Origin of the sequence: Ferrovibrio sp. (assembly GCF_019636075.1) — a bacterium.
Lineage (GTDB): Bacteria > Pseudomonadota > Alphaproteobacteria > Ferrovibrionales > Ferrovibrionaceae > Ferrovibrio.
This window is the reverse complement of record NZ_JAHBYG010000030.1, coordinates 1-17,079: the sequence shown is the minus strand read 5'-3', so window position 1 is coordinate 17,079 and position 17,079 is coordinate 1. Positions and strand designations below refer to the sequence as shown.

Below are 17,079 nucleotides of genomic sequence, written 5' to 3'. Positions count from 1 at the left end.
CGGACTGGCAGCATGCGACTCTGGGCCACGGCGGTTACTCGCATCTTGTGTCAGTTCTAGTCCGGAGGCTGCTTTCGCGGCATCCTCTCCCCGCATGATATCGGGGAGAGGCGCCGCAAGAGCGTTACGCTATGCGATCAGTTGAACTTCGGCTTTTCGCAATTGCCGCAAACCCAGGGATAGGTCCAGTCGGCGGTCAGCTTGGCGCTTTCCGGGATGAACTTGGACCAGGCATCGGCCTTCACCGGGCCCTTGGTCTTCCACACCACGTTGAACTGGCCATCGGGGCGGATTTCGCCGATATAGACCGGCTTCGACAGGTGATGGTTGGTGTTCATCACCGAGACGAAACCGCCCGGCGCACGCACCTTTTGGCCATACATGGCCTGACGCACGGCATTCACATCGGCAGTGCCGGCCTGCTGCACGGCCTGGGTCCACATCTTGAAGCCGATATAGGTGGCTTCCATGGGATCGTTGGTCACGCGCTTCGGGCTCTTGATGAAGGTCTGCCACTGCTTGATGAAGGCATCGTTCACCGGGCTCTTCACCGACTGGAAGTAATTCCAGGCGGCCAGATGGCCGACGAGGTTGGAGGTGTCGATACCCGCCAGTTCTTCCTCACCCACCGAGAAAGCCACCACCGGGATGTCGGACGCCTTGATGCCCGCATTGGCCAGTTCCTTGTAGAACGGCACATTGGCGTCGCCGTTGATGGTCGAAACCACGGCGGTCTTCTTACCAGCGGCGCCGAACTTCTTGATGTCGGCCACGATGGTCTGCCAGTCGGAATGACCGAACGGCGTGTAGTTGATCATGATGTCTTCCTGCTTGACGCCCTTGGACTTCAAGAAGGATTCCAGGATCTTGTTGGTGGTGCGCGGATAGACGTAGTCGGTGCCCGCCAGAACCCAGCGCTTCACCTCGCCGCCTTCCTTGCTCATCAGGTATTCCACGGCCGGAATCGCCTGCTGGTTCGGCGCGGCGCCGGTGTAGAACACATTGCGCGAGCTTTCCTCACCCTCGTATTGCACGGGGTAGAACAGCAGGCTGTTCAGCTCTTCGAACACCGGCAGCACCGACTTGCGGCTCACCGAGGTCCAGCAGCCGAACACCACCGAAACCTTCTCCTTAGAGATCAGCTCGCGGGCTTTTTCGGCAAACAGCGGCCAGTTGGAGGCCGGATCGACCACCACGGCTTCCACCTTCTTGCCGAGCAGGCCGCCCTTCTTGTTGAGATCGTCCACCATCATCAGGACCGTGTCCTTCAGGGTGGTTTCCGAAATCGCCATGGTGCCGCTCAGCGAATGCAGCACACCGACCTTGATGGTGTCCTGCGCTTGCGCCACGCCGGCGAAACCGGCGACGGCCAAGCTTACCGCCGCGACTGTTTTCAGGAAGCGTCCCATGTATTCCCTCTCCTGTGGTATGCCGTGCCCCCCCGGGCCCGGCCAACGGGATTGGGAAACGCAAGGGCCATGCCAAGCCGGAGAAATCCGCCCGCCTCATCTTCAAAAGCCAGCTAGAGTCTTGATTTCGCAGTCGCAAAAAACGATTCCCATGCAACCGTCTCACAGCTGTGGATTGCTTGAACTGGGACAGTCATGCTCGGCTGCCGCATAAATTGTGGTCTATTATTAGGCCAGACAGTTTTGTTATGTTTAAATTTTAATCACAGACTGCCAACTGTATGGAAAACAGGCATTTGGTGTGAAAGATGAGTCAGCGCAGCCATAACCTGGGCATCGCCTGAGCCCAGCCGGCCAAGCTGCGCAGATGGCTCCAGGCCAAGCCGAAGGCCTGCCGCAGCATGGCCGGGTCTGGCCCCAGCATGCGCACCAGCAACAATCCACCGATCCGGGTTGCGGCACAGCGCACGGCCAAACCCTCGAATCCGGCGCGCAAATTCTCCAGCGCCGCCAACTGCGCCGCCTCGTCCAGACCGGCACAGAGAATGCTGCCCTGGGCCCGGGCACCATCGAAACCGGCGGGATGGCCCAACACGGCCGGAATATCGCCATCCAGGCCCAAGCGATCGGTCCAGATCAAACGACCTGCCCGAAATACCTGCCAATGATCGAACAACCGGCCCTGGCTGAAGCTTTCGCCCCGCGCCACCCGGCCGAATACGGTGATATCCCCCACCAGGGCCCAGGGCCCTGCCATGCCGGCCTGGTCCGCCAGATGGATATCGAAGCTGCGATGCAGCCGGGCGCCATCGAACAGGATGGTTTCCTGCGGCAACCATTCCACCCGGGCGCCGGATTGCACCTCCAGCCGCTGGGTGAGACGGGTATCGGCATCATTGCTGGCCGAGCGGTAAACCTTTTCGGCGGCCTGGGCCATCACCATCAGGCTGGCATCGGCCTCGGCGGTGATATCCAGCCGCAGCCGGTCGCCACCGGTCAGGCCGCCCGAAGTGGTGAGCAGCACCATGCAGGCGGCCTCGCCGGGCTCTGGCCTTGGCTGCAATGCACGGCCGGGACTGGCCTGATAAAGGTCCGCCAGCCGGGCGCCGCCTTCCGCAATCGGCCCAGCCTTGAAGCGCGCCAGCACCGCGCCATCGCCGCGCTCCAGTTTGATCTGCTCGCTATCGCCCATCAGCGCAGGCGTCAATCGAACAGGTCGGGCTGCTCGGCCAGCATGGGATGTTCGATATCCTTGGGCGACAAGGTGGCATCGGCGGCGCGTACCGGCCAAGCGATGCCCAGCGCCGGATCCTTCCAATTGATGCCGCGTTCATTGAGCGGATCATAAAAGGTCGAGGCTTTGTAGAACACCTCGGTCTGCGGCTCCAGGGTGCAGAAACCATGGGCGAAACCCGCCGGGATGAAGACCTGGTTGGCCTGGCCGCCCGACAATTCGATCATCGCATGCTTGCCGAAGGTGGGCGAGGAGCGCCGGATATCCAGCGCCACCGAAACCGCCCGACCGCGCAGCACGCGGATCAGCTTGGCCTGGGCAGAGGGCTGCAACTGGTAATGCAGGCCGCGCACGGTGCCGGCTTTTTCCGAATAGCTGTGGTTGTCCTGCACGAAGGCAGTGTCGATACCAAGCCGCTCATAGGTACGCTGGTTGTAGGTTTCGCTGAACCAGCCGCGCTCGTCCATGAAGGTGGCTGGCTCGATCTCGATCAAATCGGGGATGGCGAGCTGGTTCACGCGGATCGGCATTGCCATGACGGTAGCCTCGGCTGGCGGACGAAACGAATCGGTCCGCCTAAACTACCGAGGCATGGCGCTCGACGCAAACCCGCAGCACCTCGTCGGCATCCCGTTTCCACCAGTTTTCCGACGACATGATCTCCACCTCGCAGAAACCGTCATAACCGACGGCTTCCACCTGGGCGCGGATGGCGGGGATATCGATCACCCCATCCCCCATCATGCCGCGATCCAACAGCAGGTCGCGGGTGGGCACCAGCCAGTCGCAGACATGGAAAGCCAGGATGCGGCGGCCGGCGCGCTTGATCTGGGCCGCAAGCTGGGGATCCCACCAGATGTGATACACATCGGCGGCCACGCCAAGCGCAGTATCATCTGCGCCATTGCCCAGCGCATCGCAGATATCCAGCGCCTGGCCCAGGGTGTTCACGCAAGCCCGGTCGGCGGCATACATGGGGTGCAGCGGCTCGATGGCCAGCTTCACCCCGGCCGGGCGGGCATATTCCAGCAGGGCGGCGATGCCATCCTGCACCTGACCGCGTGCGCCGGCGATATCCTTCGAACCGGCCGGCATGCCGCCCACCACCAGCACCAGACATTGCGCATTCAATGCCGCCGCCTCGTCCACCGCGCGGAAATTGTCTTCCAGCGCGGCGCGGCGCCCGGCGGCATCAATGGCCGGAAACATCCCGCCCCGGCACAGGCCGGTAACGGTGAGGCCTGCCTCGCGGATATGCCGCGCCGCATTGGCAACACCATATTCAGCCAGCTTGTCGCGCCAGGGCGAAATACCGGTGATGCCATGGCGCAAACAGCCCTCGATGCATTCGGCCAGCGACCATTGCACTTTCACCGTAGCGGTGTTGAGCGAAAGCGGACCAGGCGTGGCCTTCCCGGGCTTTTGCATCACGCCACTCCGTGCACGGCCATCACCAGGCGCATGCGGCTGGCAGCCATATCGGGATCGCGCAGCAGGCCGGCCGCATCGGCCAGCTTGAACAATTCGGCCAGATGGCGCGCCGAGCGCGTGCTTTGCTGCCCACCCACCATGGTGAAATGATCCTGGTGGCCATTGAGATAGGCCATGAACACCACGCCGGTCTTGTAGAAGCGCGTGGGCGCCTTGAAGATATGCCGCGACAACGGCACCGTGGGCGCCAGCAGATCGTGGAAAGTGGCCGTGTCGCCGCGCGTCAACGCCGCCAGCGCCGCGGAGGCCGCCGGCGCGATGGCATCGAAGATGCCCAACAATGCGTGGGAATAGCCTTGCTGGTCGCCGGCGATCAATTCGGCATAATTGAAATCGTCGCCGGTATACATGCGCACGCCCTCGGAACCGTTCTGGGGCAGACGGCGGCGCATCATGATTTCCTTGTCTTTGTCGAGCAGGGAAATCTTGATGCCGTCCACCTTGGCGGCATTGGCCACAATCACATCCAGGCAGACATCCATCGCCGCCATATGATCCTTGCTGCCCCAATAGCCGAGCAGGGCCGGATCGAACATCTCGCCCAGCCAATGCAGGATCACCGGCTGTTTCACCTGCGAGAGAATCCGGCCATAGACCTTGGCATAATCATCGGGCGACTTGGCACAAGCCGCCAACGCACGGCTGGCCATCAGAATGATGCGGCCGCCGAGCTTTTCGATGGCTTCGCATTGCTCCTCATAAGCCGCGATCACCGCGTCGATATTCACATCCGGCCCGGGCGCCAGATGATCGGTGCCGGCGCCCGAAGCCACAACGGCGCCAGGTACATCCTTGGCCGCATCCAGCGAACGCCGCACCAATTCCAGTGCATCATTCCAATCCAGGCCCATGCCGCGCTGGGCGGTATCCATGGCTTCCGCCACGCCGAAGCCCAGCGACCAGAGATGCTTGCGGAACGCAATGGTGCGATCCCAATCTATCGCCGGCTGCAGCCAGGGATCGTTATCGGCACGCGGATCGGCCACCACATGCGCCGCGGCATAAGCCACGCGATTGAACGGCGGCTTGCCGGCGGGAAATTGCCGCGGCGCCTTGAGGCTGTAGGTTTCCAGCCCGGATGCGCCGGGCAGCACAACGCTGGACATGGCTTACACCTTGAGCGGCGCGAGATCGATCCAGCGCCGTTCCTTCCAGCTCTTCAAGCCCGCCTCGGCCAATTGCACGCCCTTGGCGCCTTCCAGCAGGGTCCATTTGAATGGCGCATCTTCCACCAGATGGCGGATGAACATTTCCCACTGGGCACGGAAGCCGTTGGGATACACCGTGTTGTCGGGCACTTCCTGCCAGGTCTGGAAGAAATCTATGGTCTGCGGAATATCCGGATTCCAGACCGGCTTGGGCGTGTTGACGCGCGCCTGGGTGTAGCATTTGGTGAGGCCGGCCACCGCCGAACCCAGCGTACCATCCACATGGAAGGTAACCAGATCGTCGCGCCGCACGCGGGTGGTCCAGGAAGAATTGATCTGCACGATCACGCCTCCGGCCAACTGGAAGGTGGCATAGGCGGCGTCGTCGGCATCGGCCTTGTAGGCCTTGCCCTTCTCGTCCCAACGCTTCGGGATATGGGTGGCGCCCAGGCACGACACGCTCTGCACTTCGCCGAACAGGTTATCCAGCACATAGCGCCAGTGGCAAAGCATATCCAGGATGATGCCGCCGCCTTCCTTGAGGCGATAATTCCACGACGGCCGCTGCGCCGCCTGCCAATCGCCTTCGAAAACCCAATAGCCGAACTCGCCGCGCACCGAGAGGATGTCGCCGAAGAATCCGCTATCCACCAGCATCTTGATCTTCTGCAGGCCGGGCAGGAACAGCTTGTCTTGCACCACGCCATGCTTGATGCCGTATTTCTTTGCGGCCTTCACCAGATCCATCGCCACGGCCAGGGTTTCCGCCGTGGGCTTCTCGCAATAGATATCCTTGCCGGCAGCCATGGCCTTTTTCAGCAGGCTGGCGCGCATCTGCGTGGTGGCGGCATCGAAAAACAGCGTGTCGTCCTTGTTCTTCAGCGCAGCATCCAGATCGGTGGTGAAACGCTCGATGCCATAGGTCTTGGCCAGGCGCGCCAGTTTGTCCTTGTCGCGGCCCACCAGGATCGGATCGGGCATCACGCGGCGGCCATCCGACAGAACCACGCCGCCATCCTTGCGGATCGCCACGATCGAACGGATCAGATGCTGGTTCATGCCCATGCGGCCGGTCACACCATTCATGATGATGCCGAGGCGGATTTCCTTGCTCATGCGTTGCTCCCAGTAAGGTCGTTTAACGGTGATAACGAAGTCCAGTCAGGTTCGGCGGCGGATGCGAAACCCATTGCCGCATGCAGGCTGCCGAGCGCGATGCGGCCCTGACGGATCGCCAGGCGCGGCCGGCCGGCCGAAATTTCGTAGAGATCGGGATGGGCGGCAGAAAAACCGTTGGCTTCGGCCGCCGGTGCATCGCCAAAGCCATCCACATAATGATGGCCGTTGCGCTCCACATGACTTAAGCCCAGTGTACTGACCAGGGCCAGATCCTGCTGCACGCAAAGGCCGGCCTGGGTGGTGAGATCTTCCGCCGACAGGAAATAGCGCGATGCGGCCTCTGCCGCGTTCCAATGCGCAACCCGGGCGGCATTCAGCACGGCCTTGTAGGCACCCTTGCAGGATTTCGACGAGATACCGACATAGCCCAGCGCACGGGCAGCCGGAAACACGCTGTAATCGCCATCGGACTCATCCACGATCAGCGGCTTTTGCGCCGCCAGGCTGGAAACATCGCGGCTGAGCGCGGCATCGCGCTTGATCGGCTGTTCGATATAGCCGATGGCAGCGCATAGGCGCGCCAGCTTCGGCTCGGCCAGCATGGCCCGCCACAGCGCGGCGATGCCATCCACGTCGTCATACTGCTCGTTGCCATCCAGGCTGGCCTGATACTTGCCCACCTTGGCATCCAATATCGCTGCGATATCGCCCAGACGGGCAAGATCGGCCTTGATGTCGCCCCCCACCTTCAGCTTGAACCAGCGATGGCCATAACGGGCGATCACGGCTTCCAGGCTTTGTGGCAATCCGTCATTCAACCGATCCGCAGGCGCGATTTCAGCCTCGCTCAACGGATCGATCAATCCCACGGTATGGCGCGCTTCGATCTGATTGCCAGGCTTCAAGCCATCCAGGAATTTACCAATATCGAAACCGGCCAGATCGGGCGCCAGAACAGGGATAATCGCCGCATCGATGCCGAACAGGTTGGACGACAGCGCGCGATGGAACGGCAGGCCATGCAGCCGGCCCAACGCATCCATGATGGCACGATCCAGCAAAGCCGGCCCATAGCTGGCCACCAGCGGATTGAGGCCCCGTTTCGCGCCTTCGGCCAGCAAAGCCGCGTGTTGGCGCGCCGACAGGCCGAAGCCGCTGGCTGGTTGCTTGTCGGCGCCATAGGCCACCGCCGCATGGCGCAACGAAAGCCGCAGATCGGCGATATTGTCTTCATGGCTGCGGCTGGGCGATTTGTCGAACCATTTCGGAATCATCAATTCGGCGGCCATGCCCCAGGCTTCGCGGCCATCGGCCAAGGCGATGCGCAAATGCACGAAAGCCTGCGGCGCAGCGCGCAAGGTGATGACACCGAAACGGAATGGCAGCCGCAGCGTGACCGGGCGTTCATACAACACGATTTCGCGCAGGCTGAAAATCGGGGCGGTCATGGCAGACTCTCCCAGATACCGCGCAGATAGCCGATGGCACGCGCCGCCGAACCCGGCCCATCGGGTGTGTAGATGAAGGGTTCTACGGCCACATCGCCGGCATAGCCGCCGGCCTTGAGTGCGGCCAGGATCGGCGCGAATTGCATTGCGCCCTGCCCCGGCCCCTGGCGATTGGGATCGTTCACCTGCACATGGGCCAGCAGGCCGCTGGGCAGCCATTGCCGCAGCAGATCCGGCACATTGTCGGTTTCCGACAGGCCGGCTGCCGAACAATCCAGCATGGTGCGGAAATGCCGGTTATCGATCCGCCGCACGATATCGGCGGCCTCGGCGATGGTGTTGACGAAATTGGTTTCGCCGCGATGCAGCGGCTCCAGGCAATAAACCACGCCGGCGCGCTCTGCCGCCTGGGCTGCCTGGGCCAGCACATCAACCGCGCGCTTGGCGGCCTCAATCTCCTGCCCCTCCGGCAGCCTGCGCTGGGCCGGCGAGCCATGCACCAGATAGCTGCCGCCCAGATCGGCGCAAAGCGCGCAAAGCGCGGCGATTACATCCACTGTCTGGCGGCGGATATCGGCATCTTCACTGACGATAGACAGCCCCTCGGGCGCCACCAGAAGCCAATGCAGACCGGTAACGGCAAGGCCGGCATCCTCGGCCTGGCGGCGCAAGGCACGGCGCTTGGCGGCCGGCAGGCGGTGCGGCGCATCGCCGAGCGTGAAGGGCGCCACCTCCAGCCCGTCATAGCCCAGCGCCGCCGCCATCTCGCATTGCGCGGCGAATGGCAGCGGCCGCAGAACCTCGTTGCACAATGAGAAACGCATCCCCGCCCCTGAAGTAACTGTATGGTTACTTATTACCCGACGCTGGCATCCTGGTCAATCGATCCTGGAAAACCCTTATTGCGTATTGCGCGACAACAACCGGCGCAGCGGCGCAAGAGCCGCCGAAAGCATTTCCCGGCAGATCGGTATGCTCATCAGGATGGTGAACAGGATCGCGGCCAGCATCACCGCGCTGATCGGCCTGATGATGAAGGGCGTGAGGTCGCCATCCGAAAGCGTGAGGCCGCGGCGGAGATTCTTGTCGAGGATATCGCCCAGCACGATACCGAGCACCAGCGGCGCCATCGGATAGTTCAGCTTACGCAGCAGGAAACCGACCACACCGAAGCCCAGCATCACGTAAACATCGAACAAGCGGCCCGCGATGGCATAGGCGCCCACGCAGCAAAGCACGAAAATCACCGGCATGATCAGCACGCGCGGCACCATCAGAATCTTAACCAGCAGCTTGGTGAGCGTGAGGCCATAGAACAGGATGCCGAAGGAGGCGATCAGCATCATCGCCACGACATCGTAAACAAAGCCCGGGTTCTCGATCATGATCAGCGGGCCCGGCCGCACGCCATGGATCAGCATGGCAGCCAGCAACACCGCAGCCGGCGCCGATCCGGGCACGGCCAGGGTGAGCACCGGAATCACCGCGCCGGGGACGCAGGCATTGTCGCCGGTTTCTGCGGCCATCAGGCCTTCCACCGAACCTTTGCCGAATTTTTCCTTCTCCTTGCTGGCACGGCGCGCGGCGGCATAGCTGGACCAAGCCGCCACATCCTCGCCCACGCCCGGCACAATACCCATGAAAGTGCCGATCAGGCCTGAGCGGATCACCGTGCGCCAATATTGCAGCACATCGCGGATACGCGGAATAACGGTATCGAAAGCATTGATGGTGAATTTGCGCACCGGCTCGCTCATCACCGTCAGCACTTCGGCAAAACCGAACGCCCCCACCAATGCGGGGATCAGGCTGATACCGCCAGACAGATCGTGCACGCCGAAGGTAAAGCGATCATAGGCATACATGCCTTCCTGGCCGATGGCGGCGATGAACAGGCCCAGAAAGCCGGCAATCCAGCCTTTCAGCGGATCCGTGCCGGTGAGATTGCCCGAAATCACCACGCCGAACACCGCCAGCCAGAAGAATTCATAGGCGCCGAATTTCAGCGCCATTTCGCCCAGCACCGGCGTGAAGAAGGCCAGGCAGATCATGCCGATCCAGGTGCCGATCACCGAGCCTGAAGTGGCGATACCCATAGCCCGACCGGCCAGGCCCTGGCGCGCCAGGGCATAACCGTCCAGACAGGACGCCGCCGAAGCCGGGGTGCCCGGGATATTCAGCAGGATGGCGCTGCGGCTGCCGCCATAGATCGCACCGATATAGGTGCAGATCAGAATCAGAATGGCATCGTTGGGAGGCAGCTTGAGGGTCAACGTGGTCATCAACGCCACGCCCATGGTGGCGGTGAGTCCCGGCAGCGCGCCGATCACCAAGCCAACCAAAGTGGAAGCCAGCGCATAGGCCAAGGTTGTCGGGGTAAGGAAATTGCCAATCGAATGGCCAAAAGCAATCAGACCGTCGAACATCAGCCAAGCCTCAAGGCATGCGCACGAGGAACAAATCCTCGAACACGTAATGAATGACCAGGCCGACAATCAGGCCGAAGCCGATGGCGACGAGAAGGCCACGCAGATTCTGGCCCTTTTCCTGCCGCTCAGGCCACTGAAACAAGGCCACGAAGCCTGAGATATAAAGCGCTGCGGCTAGCCAGAAAGGCAGGCCATGGCCCATCAGCACCAGGCCGAACATCAGGCAGAAGGCAAGCGACACATAGAGCCGCGCATGTTCGGCAAAATTGATACCGCCTCTCGGCGTCGCCTTTAAGGCGCCCTGGCTGATGGCGCGGAAAGTCAGGATCGCCCCCATGAAGGCGATACAAACCCCCAGCACGCCCGGCACCAAGCCGGGTACGGTATAGGGGCTGACATTAAGATGCGCCAAGCGATCCATGGTCCATGAACCATAGACGATAGCCAAGCCCAACGCGGTCCAGCCCAGGCCGGAGCGGAAATCGCTGCGTGGCGAGACTTTCGTCTCGCTTTCAATTGCAGCCGGAACCATATCGGGTTGCGCCATGACAGACTCGCTAACAACGGCACTTAAAGAGAAAACGCCGCCCGCACCGGCATCGACAAAGCCGGGCGGGCGGCGCGGTTTACGCGATCAGGGCTTCGGGATACCGACAGTGTCGGGCGAAACCTTGGCCTTGCCGCCTTCCTGCAGAATCCAGGCTGCGCCCTGGATGGCCGGGAAGGCCGCCTTCTTGGCTGCATCGCCATATTCGGGGCCGAACAGGGCGCCCTTCTCGGTGGCATACTTTTTCAGTGTCGCCGAAGTCTTGATCTTGTCCTGCCACAGCTTGTTCAGCGTAGCGGTCACCTCGGCCGGCACATCCTTCGGCACGAAGATGCCGAAATAGTTGGTTTCGGTGCGGAAGCCGGGAATGGTCTTGGTGACCGGCTCGATGGCGGGCACGCCATCCACTTCCAGCGGCTTGTCGGCCAGCACGGCCAGCGGACGCAGGCGCTTGGCGCGGATCATTTCCACTTGCTCGACGCCGAGCTGGGTGGTGACTTCAGTTTCGCCTGAAACGGTAGAGATCACCGCCGGATTGCCGCCATCATACGACACATGCTTGTAGGTGACGCCCGCGCCCTTGGCCAATGCTTCGATGCCGAAATGGCCCGAGGAATTCACGCCTGCGGTAGCCACCGAAATCTGGCCCGGCTTGGCCTTCATGGCATCCAGCAGCTCTTTCAGGGTCTTGTAGGGCGAATTGGCATTGACGCTGACCACCGACTGATTGGCCACGTTGAGATAAAGATTCCAATCGTCCAGCTTGGTGTCGAGCAGGCCGGAAACCACATAGGTGCCGATATCCTTGGCGGCGCCCGCAGTCCAAGTATAGCCATCCTTCGGGGCGGCCATGGCGCTCTTGGTGCCGATCGAGCCCGAAGCGCCGGGCTGGTTCATCACAACCACCTTCTGGCCAAGCGCCGCTTCGATTTCAGCCGCGGTGACACGGGTCACCTGATCGGTGGAGCCGCCTGCCGCCCAGGGCACGATAATGGTGATGGGCTTATTGGGTTTCCATTGCGCCTGTGCCGGGGCAGCGAATGGCACCGCCGCGAAAACTGCCGCCGCCATGGCAGCAAGGCCAAGCGCTTTATAGCCGAGCGAAATGCCGAGCTTGGTCATTTGAGCGTCCCTCCCATTGGACTTGTATATTTAGAGGGACAGAATTCAGGAGGCCGGGGAATTTGTCAACGAGTAAGTAACTGACCGGTTACGATTTGCCCCAACCGCAGGATTGCCGCAAAAGATGCCGGATTTCAGGCCCGCAGGTAGCCCAGAACCACTGCGACGCAATGCTCGGTGCGGGCCTTCAGCTCTGCCTGCGAGGCCAGGTCACGGCCGAAAATCGTGGAAAGCGTATGGATATTGGAGAAATAGCAGGTGCCCAGCGAGGCGATGGTAAGATAGACATGCACGGGGTCGACCCCCCTGCGGAACACGCCTTCGCGCTGCCCGCGCTCGAGCAGGTCGCGGATCACCGCCAACAGCGGCGAATACAGTTTCTGCACCTTCTCGGATTCGCTCAAATACGTTGATTTGTTGAGATTTTCCGCCGTAAGCAGCGCAATGAATTCCGGGTTGCGGGCGCAAAAGCGGAAATTGAATTCCATCAGATAGCGCATGCCATCCATCGGCTTCATGCGCGCCACATCGATGGCATGCTCTTCCTCGCGCATGCGGGCATAGGCGGCTTCCAGCACGGTGAGCCAGAGCCCTTCCTTGTTGCCGAAATACTCATAGATCATGCGCTTGTTGGAGCCCGAGCGCGCGGCGATCTCATCCACCCGGGCACCCGCCAGGCCCTTGTCGGCGAATTCCACCAAAGCGGCATCCAGGATATTGCGGCGCGTCACCTCGGGCTGGCGGCTGCGCGGCTTGGCCTGAGCCTGCCCGGATTTGGACTGGACTTGCACAGATTTGACCTGGACTTTACCGGGTTTCGCGCGCCGGGCCTTCACGGCCTTTTTCCTGGCTGCTGGCATTGCCTCCCCCTCACTCAAAATCACTTCAATCAGATTGCGGCAACGATCTCGGGCAAGGGCGCCAGGCGCACGCCGGCGGCTTCCAGGCCGGCCCGCAAATGCCGCGCCATGGCCACCGCACCGGCCGAATCGCCATGCACGCAGATGCTGTCCACCCGCGTGGGGATGCGTTTGCCAGACACGGAAACAATGGCGCTCTCGCGCACCATGCGCAGCACATTCTGCAATGCCTGTTCCGGATCATGCACCATGGCATCGGGCCGGCCGCGTGGCACCAGATTGCCATCGTCGTCGTAATTACGGTCGGCAAACACCTCTTCCGCCACTTTCAGGCCGGCCGCGCGGCCGGCAGCCACCAAGGCGGAACCCGCGGGCGCCAGAAAAATCAAAGATGCATCCACGCCCGCCGAGGCAACGGCAATCGCATCGGCGAGCGCACGATCCACGGCAGCCTTGTTGTTGATCGCGCCATGGGGCTTCACATGGCTGACCCGATGGCCGGCCAGCGCCGCCACGCCGGCCAGGGCGCCGATCTGGTAGGCCATCAGTGATTTCACTTCGTCGTTGGCCATGGTCATCGGCCGGCGACCGAACCCTTGCAGATCGGGATAGCTGGGATGCGCGCCGATGCTGACCTTGTTGCGCTTGGCCTCGCGCACCGTGCGTTCCATCACGCTCCAATCGCCGCCATGAAAGCCGCAGGCGACATTGGCCGAACCGACGATGGACAGCATGGCCGCGTCATCGCCCATATTCCAGGCACCATAGCTTTCGCCAAGATCGGAATTCAGGTTCACTGCGTGATTCATGCGCCGCCTCCTTGCGCGGCATCGACCATGCCGCTGATCAAATTCTCGCGATAAAGCGCATCCAGGTCCAGCCCCCCGGCCGGCTTGGCGGGCCGCATGTCGGCCAGCAAGGCCTGCAAATCCGCCTGCTGCCGGCGGCGGATGGCTTCGGCCTCGGCCACACCGACCTGGATAAAGCGCAAGGCGGCGCCAGGCTTCAGGCCGCCCAGGCGCGGCAGGTCGGCAGAGATCACGGTAGCGATCTTGGTATAGCCGCCGGTGGTTTGGCGATCTGCGATCAACAGGATCGGCTGGCCATTGCCCGGCACCTGCACAGCGCCATTGGCAATGCCTTCGGATGCGATATCGGCGCCATTTGTATGGGCAATCGCCGGGCCTTCCAGGCGGATGCCCATGCGGTCGGCCTCCTGCGTCACCCGGTATTCGCCCGACAGAAACGCCGCAATGCCATCCGGCGTGAAGCGATCCTGCTGCGGCCCCAGCACCACCCGGATCGGGCCATCGCCGTAAAGCCCCGCTGCGTCATCAACCTGCCGGTCGCCCCCGGCCGGCGCCTGCGGCAAGGCCAGCGGCAGCAAATCGCCGGCCTGCAAGGCACGGCCTTTGAAACCGCCAAGCGCGGCGCGGGTATAGGTGGACAGGCTGCCCATGAAGGGCGGCAAATCGAACCCGCCGGCCACCGCCAGATAGGCCACGGCGGCATCGGTATTGCCAACCCGCAGCGTATCGCCCTGCTTGAGCGTGAAAGAGCGCCAGGATGAAAGCGGATAGACGCTGCCATCGGCGGCCAGGATATCGGCCTGGGCATTGCCCGCCAGCGCCAGGCGCACGCTTTCGGCCTCCACAAGCAGACTGGGACCGAGATAGCGCAATTCCAGCGCCGCCATATCCGGCGGATTGCCGCAGAGTGCATTGGCGATCTGCAAGCCCAGCATATCCAGCGCACCAGCCACCGGCATGCCGAGCGACTGAAAACCCAGCCGACCGCGATCCTGCAAGGTGGTGAACAAGCCCGGAGCAGCCACTTTAAGCGCCGCGCTCATCGTGCCAGCTCCAGCGCCGCGTGATCGAAACTGCCGGCAGAAACCCTGGCTGCCAGCGTATCGTAATCCTGGCGCGATACCGGCTGGAAACGCACCTCGTCGCCGGCGCCATACAGGATCGGCGCCGCCCGCGCGGCATCGAACAGGCGGATCGGCGTGCGGCCGATCAGATGCCAGCCGCCTGGGCTTTCCCAGGGGTAGATCGTGGTCATGGTTTCGGCGATGGCCACCGAGCCTTGCGGCACCTTCACACGCGGCGAAGAACGGCGCGGCAATTGCAGCGTTTCATCCAGCCCGCCCATATAGGCAAGGCCAGGCATGAAGCCGAGCATGTAGATGAAAAACGTGCCCGCCGCATGGCGCGCGATCACCTGATCAGGCTTCATCTTGCAGCGTTCGGCCACATCGGCCAAATCCGGGGCCAGATCGGCATCGTAGCAGACCGGAATGCGCCAGAGCCGGCCCTGATGGGCCGTGGCCTGCAAACCGGGCAGCATGGCACGCACCGCGCCTTCCAGATCGGCGCGGCTGGTTTGCAGCGGATCGTATTGCACGAACAGCGTGCCGAAGGAGGGAATGGTTTCGATCACCCCAGCCAAACCGGCATCGCCGATAGCGGCGTGCAGCGCCATTACACGGGCATTCACTGCACGATCGACGCCGTCGCCGAAGGCCACGCCAAAGCCGGTATCGCCGAAATCGCGTATCTGCGGATAGACGCTCATCCCTGATCAATACCCCTGAATTGCCTCAGGCGACAACAGGCGGCGCCTCAAGCGATAACGGGCAAGACCGCGATATCGTAGGCATGCTGGATTTTTCGGCCCAGAACGGGATCTTCCAGTTCCATCTCGAAACGGCTGGCCGAGCGGATGCCGCCGATGGCGCCCAGGGTTCCGCCAAACATCAGGCTGCCCGGCGGCAAAGTGGCGGTGTTGCCATAACGCTGCATCAGATCGGCCGGACTGCGCAAAGCGGCCACGGCCCCTTCCTGATACAACCGACGCTGGCCATCGATCACCGCCCAGGCGCGCAGGATCAGGCTATCCCAATGGGGCGCCACTTCGTCGTAACGCCAGAGTGTGCGGGCCAGTGCCTTGGCGCAAAGCTGTTTGGAAAGCGCCACGCCGGCGGCCTCAGCCTTGCGGTCGGTATGATCGGAGCCGATGGTGACCCAGAGCCCATCGGCCAGCGACAGCACAACCGGCTCGATCTCGCCCGAGGAATCCGGCCCCAGCATTTGCAGTTGCCCGGCCTGGCTGAGCAGCCCGGCACTCACGCGATAGAATAGCGGCACGGCGGAAGGCCGCGGCACGCCGATGGCCTCCAGTTCCTCGATATGATGCTCGATGGCGGCCGCATCGCGCCCGGCCCAGCCGGCAATGATCAAGGTGTCGATCTCCACCGCCACATGATCCTGGCGCTCGCCCCAGATACGCTCGAAAGTCAGCATGGTTTCCTCAACCGGCCAGGGATGGCAGCCACAGGGCGATGCCGGGGAAGGCCGTCAGCATTACGATCAACAGCACCATCACGGCAACGAACGGCGTTGAACCGATAATCACATCGTTGAGCGTGCCACGACTGCGCAGGGACTGCACCACAAAGAGATTGAGCCCCACCGGCGGCGTAATCAATGCCATTTCCACCAGCACGATCAGCACGATGCCGAACCAGATCGGATCGAAGCCCAGCCCGATCATTACCGGCGCCACGATGGGAATCGTTGTGATCATCATGGAAAGCGTTTCCATGAAACAGCCCAGGATCAGATAGAAAATCACCACCGCCACCAGCATCTGCAACTTGGACAGGCCAAGCCCCACGATGAAATCCGTAAGCATGGTGGTGAGGCCGATGGCGGAGATCACGAAATTCAGGAAATACGCGGCCACGATGATCAGCATCACCATGGCGGTGGTGCGCATGGTGTTTTCCAGCACTTCCTTCATCATCGCCAGATTGAGCCTGCCATAGCTGGCCGCCAGGATCAGCGCCGCCACCACACCCAGCGACGCGGCTTCGGTGGGCGTGGCCAGGCCGGCATAGATCGACCCCACCACCACCAGGAAGATGCCCAACGGCGGCAGCAGATCCTTCAGGCTATGCAGGCGTTCATGCCAGGTCGGCGTCAGCTTGCGGCCGCCCCAGGCCGGTCGCAGCAGGCAAAGCACCACCACCAGCGCCATGAACAACCCGGCCAGGCCCAGGCCGGGCAGGATGCCGGCGAGATAAAGTTTGGGGATCGAGGTATCGGTCAGCACAGCATACACGATCATATTGATCGAAGGCGGGATCAGGATGCCGAGCGTGCCGCCGGCTGCCAATGTGCCGAGGAACAGGCGTTCGTTATAGCCATGCTTGCGCACCAGCGGCAAAGCCACCGTGCCCACCGTGGCCGCCGTGGCCACCGAAGAACC

At 62.4% G+C, this 17,079-nt stretch carries 17 protein-coding genes; all 17 read right to left on the bottom strand.

The window, feature by feature from the left end; translation table 11 throughout:
* Positions 1-137: 137 nt before the first annotated feature.
* Positions 138-1,409 (bottom strand): urea ABC transporter substrate-binding protein, encoded by a 1,272-nt coding sequence (urtA, locus tag KF827_RS13015; RefSeq protein WP_291006150.1) that lies wholly within the window; start codon positions 1,407-1,409, stop codon positions 138-140.
* 313 nt (positions 1,410-1,722) lie between these two features.
* A complete protein-coding gene (locus KF827_RS13010; RefSeq protein WP_291006147.1) occupies positions 1,723-2,616 on the bottom strand; it encodes an urease accessory protein UreD in 894 nt (297 codons plus the stop codon).
* A complete protein-coding gene (rfbC, locus tag KF827_RS13005; RefSeq protein ID WP_367273142.1) occupies positions 2,613-3,179 on the bottom strand; it encodes a dTDP-4-dehydrorhamnose 3,5-epimerase in 567 nt (188 codons plus the stop codon). Before rfbC ends, KF827_RS13010 begins: the two co-directional genes overlap by 4 nt.
* A 40-nt stretch (positions 3,180-3,219) precedes the next feature.
* The gene (locus KF827_RS13000; RefSeq protein ID WP_291006144.1) at positions 3,220-4,071 is read right to left on the bottom strand and encodes a sugar phosphate isomerase/epimerase; all 852 of its coding nucleotides are present in this window, start codon (positions 4,069-4,071) and stop codon (positions 3,220-3,222) included.
* The gene (locus KF827_RS12995; RefSeq protein ID WP_291006141.1) at positions 4,071-5,240 is read right to left on the bottom strand and encodes a dihydrodipicolinate synthase family protein; all 1,170 of its coding nucleotides are present in this window, start codon (positions 5,238-5,240) and stop codon (positions 4,071-4,073) included. The genes KF827_RS13000 and KF827_RS12995 overlap by 1 nt, the downstream gene beginning before the upstream one ends.
* Before the next feature lie 3 nt (positions 5,241-5,243).
* Positions 5,244-6,398, bottom strand: coding sequence for a Gfo/Idh/MocA family oxidoreductase (locus KF827_RS12990; protein WP_291006138.1), 1,155 nt, complete (start codon positions 6,396-6,398; stop codon positions 5,244-5,246).
* Positions 6,395-7,849: a mandelate racemase gene (locus KF827_RS12985; protein WP_291006136.1), complete on the bottom strand. Its 1,455-nt coding sequence runs from the start codon at positions 7,847-7,849 to the stop codon at positions 6,395-6,397. The genes KF827_RS12990 and KF827_RS12985 overlap by 4 nt, the downstream gene beginning before the upstream one ends.
* Complete coding sequence (locus tag KF827_RS12980; protein WP_291006133.1) at positions 7,846-8,673, bottom strand: sugar phosphate isomerase/epimerase family protein; 828 nt, start codon at positions 8,671-8,673, stop codon at positions 7,846-7,848. The genes KF827_RS12985 and KF827_RS12980 overlap by 4 nt, the downstream gene beginning before the upstream one ends.
* A gap of 75 nt (positions 8,674-8,748) precedes the next feature.
* Positions 8,749-10,275 (bottom strand): tripartite tricarboxylate transporter permease, encoded by a 1,527-nt coding sequence (locus KF827_RS12975; RefSeq protein ID WP_291006130.1) that lies wholly within the window; start codon positions 10,273-10,275, stop codon positions 8,749-8,751.
* 10 nt (positions 10,276-10,285) lie between these two features.
* Positions 10,286-10,825 carry a tripartite tricarboxylate transporter TctB family protein gene (locus tag KF827_RS12970; protein WP_291006127.1) on the bottom strand — a complete coding sequence of 180 codons (540 nt, stop codon included), beginning with the start codon at positions 10,823-10,825 and terminating at the stop codon, positions 10,286-10,288.
* An 87-nt stretch (positions 10,826-10,912) separates the two neighbouring features.
* Positions 10,913-11,947: a tripartite tricarboxylate transporter substrate binding protein gene (locus tag KF827_RS12965; RefSeq protein WP_291006124.1), complete on the bottom strand. Its 1,035-nt coding sequence runs from the start codon at positions 11,945-11,947 to the stop codon at positions 10,913-10,915.
* 134 nt (positions 11,948-12,081) lie between these two features.
* A complete protein-coding gene (locus KF827_RS12960) occupies positions 12,082-12,738 on the bottom strand; it encodes a TetR/AcrR family transcriptional regulator (RefSeq protein WP_291006119.1) in 657 nt (218 codons plus the stop codon).
* A gap of 98 nt (positions 12,739-12,836) precedes the next feature.
* On the bottom strand, positions 12,837-13,616 hold the full coding sequence (locus KF827_RS12955) for a 5-oxoprolinase subunit PxpA (RefSeq protein ID WP_291006117.1): 780 nt from the start codon (positions 13,614-13,616) through the stop codon (positions 12,837-12,839).
* Complete coding sequence (locus KF827_RS12950) at positions 13,613-14,659, bottom strand: biotin-dependent carboxyltransferase family protein (protein WP_291006114.1); 1,047 nt, start codon at positions 14,657-14,659, stop codon at positions 13,613-13,615. Before KF827_RS12950 ends, KF827_RS12955 begins: the two co-directional genes overlap by 4 nt.
* The gene (gene pxpB / locus KF827_RS12945; protein WP_291006110.1) at positions 14,656-15,384 is read right to left on the bottom strand and encodes a 5-oxoprolinase subunit PxpB; all 729 of its coding nucleotides are present in this window, start codon (positions 15,382-15,384) and stop codon (positions 14,656-14,658) included. The genes KF827_RS12950 and pxpB overlap by 4 nt, the downstream gene beginning before the upstream one ends.
* Positions 15,385-15,431: 47 nt before the next feature.
* Positions 15,432-16,112 (bottom strand): DUF2848 domain-containing protein, encoded by a 681-nt coding sequence (locus KF827_RS12940; RefSeq protein WP_291006108.1) that lies wholly within the window; start codon positions 16,110-16,112, stop codon positions 15,432-15,434.
* Positions 16,113-16,119: 7 nt separating this feature from the next.
* Positions 16,120-17,079 (bottom strand): TRAP transporter large permease (locus KF827_RS12935; protein ID WP_291006105.1); only part of this gene is annotated, 960 nt, incomplete at its 5' end.